The organism is Capnocytophaga sp. oral taxon 380 str. F0488, from assembly GCF_000318255.2.
In the GTDB taxonomy this organism is placed as follows: domain Bacteria; phylum Bacteroidota; class Bacteroidia; order Flavobacteriales; family Flavobacteriaceae; genus Capnocytophaga; species Capnocytophaga ochracea.
On the sequence record NZ_KB291239.1, the window covers coordinates 32,217 to 36,712 of the forward strand.

The 4,496-nt window shown below is 40.7% G+C and carries 6 protein-coding genes and 1 tRNA gene; 2 read left to right on the forward strand and 5 right to left on the reverse strand.

What is annotated here, in order from left to right:
- The first annotated feature begins 196 nt into the window (after nucleotides 1-196).
- Nucleotides 197-373 carry a CAL67264 family membrane protein gene (locus HMPREF9078_RS12035; RefSeq protein WP_002675432.1) on the forward strand — a complete coding sequence of 59 codons (177 nt, stop codon included), beginning with the start codon at nucleotides 197-199 and terminating at the stop codon, nucleotides 371-373.
- 86 nt (nucleotides 374-459) lie between these two features.
- Entirely contained in the window at nucleotides 460-2,034 is a 1,575-nt protein-coding gene (locus HMPREF9078_RS10415; RefSeq protein WP_009420639.1) for an NADP-dependent glyceraldehyde-3-phosphate dehydrogenase, read from the forward strand.
- 61 nt (nucleotides 2,035-2,095) lie between these two features.
- Here the strand turns inward: HMPREF9078_RS10415 and HMPREF9078_RS10420 are convergent.
- From HMPREF9078_RS10420 to HMPREF9078_RS10440, 5 genes are all read right to left on the reverse strand, one after another.
- Nucleotides 2,096-2,169: transfer RNA gene (locus HMPREF9078_RS10420), tRNA-Arg, on the reverse strand.
- A gap of 19 nt (nucleotides 2,170-2,188) precedes the next feature.
- A complete protein-coding gene (locus tag HMPREF9078_RS10425; protein WP_009411286.1) occupies nucleotides 2,189-2,638 on the reverse strand; it encodes a GatB/YqeY domain-containing protein in 450 nt (149 codons plus the stop codon).
- Nucleotides 2,639-2,707: 69 nt separating this feature from the next.
- Nucleotides 2,708-3,274 carry a gliding motility lipoprotein GldD gene (gene gldD, locus HMPREF9078_RS10430; RefSeq protein WP_002675426.1) on the reverse strand — a complete coding sequence of 189 codons (567 nt, stop codon included), beginning with the start codon at nucleotides 3,272-3,274 and terminating at the stop codon, nucleotides 2,708-2,710.
- Between the two features lie 81 nt (nucleotides 3,275-3,355).
- The gene (locus HMPREF9078_RS10435) at nucleotides 3,356-3,658 is read right to left on the reverse strand and encodes a hypothetical protein (RefSeq protein ID WP_002675425.1); all 303 of its coding nucleotides are present in this window, start codon (nucleotides 3,656-3,658) and stop codon (nucleotides 3,356-3,358) included.
- A 51-nt stretch (nucleotides 3,659-3,709) separates the two neighbouring features.
- On the reverse strand, nucleotides 3,710-4,399 hold the full coding sequence (locus HMPREF9078_RS10440; protein WP_009420640.1) for a ComF family protein: 690 nt from the start codon (nucleotides 4,397-4,399) through the stop codon (nucleotides 3,710-3,712).
- Nucleotides 4,400-4,496: the final 97 nt, after the last annotated feature.

Sequence of the window (4,496 nt, forward strand, 5' to 3'; positions counted from 1 at the left end):
TGTAGACCCACTGTAAACCCACTGTAGACCCACTCATTATTCAATTATTCTATAAGCTTTGTACAATCCTCCCCCAATTCCACCATTAACCACTAACCACTGACCATTAATCATTGACCATTAATTCAAAAATTTGTTCATTTGCTAATTATTTTCTACTTTTGCCTACTGATAACCGATACTTGTAATCATAATAATGAATAAAAATGCTGTATTAGGGTGGGCAACCCTCATAATGATAGTAGTAGGCTTAGGGCTTATCGCTTTAGGAGCCTTTAAATACAACGAAGTAGCAGGCTTTGGATTCGGAGCAGTAGGCATCGGCTTTTTTGCTATTGCTTGGGTATTCAACGCCCTCAAAGGAAGAGTATGACAGTTTGCTAATTTGTTAATGTGATAATTAGCAAATGTACATACCCTACTCATTTGCTAATTTACTAATTTGCTAATTAAAAAATTATGAATATACCAGAACAATTTCAAGTAAAACCCTTTCGCCAAGACACTTACCTTATCGATGGCGAACTCCGTGAGTGGAAAGGTGAGTTCACCAATATCTATTCCACTATTTCTTCTACTGAAAAGTATGAACGCACCCTCTTGGGTAGCGTGCCTTCGTTAGGCAAAGCTGATGCTTTAGAAGCCCTTCATTCGGCTACTGAGGCTTATAACAAAGGTAAAGGTTTATGGCCTACAATGAAAGTAAAAGACCGCATCTCCGCAATGCTCAAATTTGTAAAACAAATGGAAAAGCAACGCGATGAGGTCGTAAAACTGATGATGTGGGAAATCGGCAAAAACCTGGACGACTCGCGTAAGGAATTTGACCGTACCGTAGAGTACATCTACGACACTATCAATGCTTATAAAGAACTCGATAACGAGTCGTCTAAATTCGTACAACGCGATGGAGTCTATGCCCTCATTCGTCGTGGCCCCTTAGGGGTTGTACTCTGTTTAGGCCCTTATAACTACCCACTGAATGAAACCTTTGCACTGATTATCCCTGCGCTTATTATGGGCAACACAGTGATTTTTAAGCCCGCTAAACACGGGGTATTACTCTTCACGCCTCTATTGGAAGCCTTCCAAAACTCCTTCCCTCGTGGGGTGATTAATATTCTTTACGGACGCGGTCGCACCGTTGCACCGCCCATTATGGAGAGTGGCAAGGTAGATGTATTGGCACTCATAGGCAACAGCAAGACAGCTATTGCACTGCAAGACCAGCACCCTAAGAAAAACCGCTTGCGCCTTGTCTTTGGGTTGGAAGCTAAAAACCCTGGAGTAATACTTCCTGACGCCAATCTTGATTTAGCAGTAAACGAATGCGTGAAAGGAGCTTTGTCTTTCAACGGACAGCGTTGTACAGCACTAAAAATCCTCTACGTACACGCCAAGATAAAAGATGAGTTTCTCAAGCGTTTTGCCGAAAAGGTCGATGCGCTCAAGTTCGGTAATCCGTGGGACGAAAAAGTTGCCCTCACTCCTCTACCTGAGGTCGATAAACCTGCTTTCTTACAGGAACTCATAGACGATGCTCTTGCCAAAGGCGCTACTATTCAGAATAAAAAAGGTGGTCAGCGCACTGATAACTTCATTTTCCCTGCGGTACTTTATCCCATTACCAAGGAAATGCGAGTGTATAACGAAGAGCAGTTTGGCCCCCTTATTCCAGTAAAACCGTTCTCCAATATCAACGAGATTATAGATGAGATTTCCGATTCTAAATACGGACAGCAAATCAGTCTGTTTGGTGAAGACCCACACGAGCTCTCTCCTCTCATCGATATGTTGGTGAATATGCTCTGCCGGGTGAACCTCAACAGTTTGTGTCAGCGAGGTCCTGATGTATTCCCATTCACTGGTAGAAAAGACTCAGCTGTGGGTACCCTAAGCGTACACGATGCCTTGCGCTCGTTCTCTATCCGCACTTTTGTATCGTTCCAAAATAACGACTACAACGACAGGATAGTAGAGAACCTCCTCCGCACTGGCGCTTCTAACTTCATCAACACCGATTTCATTTTATAAAGTATATTTATAAGGTATATAAAAAAGCAGGTTGCTAATTAGCAACCTGCTTTTTTTTCCGTGACCGCAAGAGGAGTCGAACCTCCAACCTTCAGAACCGGAATCTGATATTCTATCCAGTTGAACTATGCGGCCTCTTTTAAACTATATATTACTAAGACAATAATCTCTTTACAATCTCCGAAATGAGCTTGCCATCAGCTTTGCCTGCCAATTGTTTGGTGGCTACACCCATTACCTTTCCCATATCCTTAGGCGTAGTAGCGCCCACTTGGTTAATAATTCCTCTCAGAGCAGTTTCTACTTCTGCTTCACTGAGTTGAGCCGGTAAGAACTTCTCTATCACCGCCATTTGGGCTAATTCAGGCTCAGCTAAGTCATTCCTACCTTGCTGTGTGTACAAAGCCGCACTGTCCTTGCGCTGTTTTACTAATTTTTGTAACAGTTTAAGTTCATCAGCTTCCGAAAGTTCTTCGGCAGCCCCTGCTTCTGTTTTGGCTAACAAAATAGCCGATTTAATAGCTCTCAACGATTCTAATGCCACTGTGTCCTTGGCTTTCATCGCTTCTTTGAGAGCCTCCATTACTTTAGTTTGTAAACTCATAATTTTCCAGTGTTTTGTGGGGCAAAAGTAATGCTATATTTGTAAACTGCCAACTTTTACCCCTGTTTTTTATTTCCAACGGAGGCTTTCCATTATCCTTCTCACATCTTTTTCTAAATAATTACTCGCAGGTTGTACCGAATCGTAATTAGGAACCACCCTAAAATACACCGAACCTGATATAAAATGACGCACACTATCGGTAGCGTAAAACTGTGCTTGCGAAGCTGCATTGCCATACACTTGGTAAAACATACCGTACACTTTGGTCGTATCGTTCATAAATACTGTCGAAGCAATATTATCCGCTTTAATCGTATGGTCATAAGTAAACTTCTGTGCATCACTCAGCAACTGACGGATATTGCCATTCACATTTTTATAAGTGAGATAAACCGTAGCCTTCATCGCAGGATATTCTATATTAACATCACACGAATGGGGTTTGTATTTCAATTCCGATAGCGTATTTACCTCAAAAGTAAACGGACAATTAGGCAATTCGGTTACTTTCTGATACGATGCTTGCGGGTATTCCAATCGCAATACTCCCTTAGGCTTAGGCAATATATCAGTACCACAAGCTACTAACAATAACACTACACTACTCAACAGACTATAAATAAGTTTTTTCATACATCACACTAATACCAAAAAACCTCAGCCACTTATGCTAAGGTTTTTCAGTGTAAAAAAGTTTTTATAATGGGTGAAAAATTATTCTACAGGTTTTTCTTCTGCTTTCACTTCTTTTTTCTCACCACCTTTTTCGTGGCAGGACTTTTTGCCATCTTTCTTACCGTCTTTTTTGCAACAAGATTTCTTTTTGCCATCTTTATTGCACTCTTTTTTCTCGCCGTCTTTATCGCAAGATTTCTTCACTTTCACTCCTCCGTTACCATCTTGGTCTACGATAAGGCTTTTAGCGATTTGATTTACATTAAGGGTCATAGCCCCTACATTAGTACTAAATGCAAACATTACAAATGCTGCAACAATTAATTTAAAAGTGTTCTTCATACAATTTTATATTTAGTTATTAATTTTCTGTTTATGAATATATTTCCACTCTTATCCCAACATCGCATACCCCATTGTAGCAACGCCTATTTCCACATTGGGTACGGTTTTCAGTAGCTCATAACAGTTTGTGAGCGTAGCTCCTGTGGTCACCACATCATCTACCAAAAGCACCTTCTTGCCTTCTATTCTATGAGTGTTTTGAAGAGAAAATATATGTTCGCTCTCCTTCAAACGTCGCCACACCACCTTTCGGGTCTGCGTAGTATTAGCTTCTATTTTCACCAATACATCATCTATATAATCAATGTGTAATACTGAAGCCAATGTCCTGCCAAACAAGGCTACTTGGTTGTATCCTCGCTTGCGTTCTTTGCTTTTGTGCAAAGGCACAGGCAACACCACCTCAGCCTGCTGAAATAGGGGCGCATTCTTTATCTTTTCACCGAGCCATTGTCCTAACCACTCCCCTATCTGCTCTTCTCCTTTATACTTCAAAAGATGTATCAAATGTTGTGCCATATTGTCCTTTTTAAAGTAAAATAATGCAGTAGCCGCAAACACTTCACACTCTTCTGTCAGTCGATGGGTAAACAAATTTTCCGCCTGCAAATGAAAGTTCGTTTCTTCCAACTTTTCTCTACAATTTACACACAAAAATTGCTCACCTGTAACCAATAATTTTCCACAACCTCTGCAATAAGCAGGTGATAACACCGAAAGTATATCCGATAAAATCATAATTCTTTTAGTTAATAGGTCGTTAATAGCTTCCTCTTAAATCCGCCTTCTCTCCTTCCGTTCTTCGTTCTTTGTTCGTTCTTTGTTCGTTCTTTGT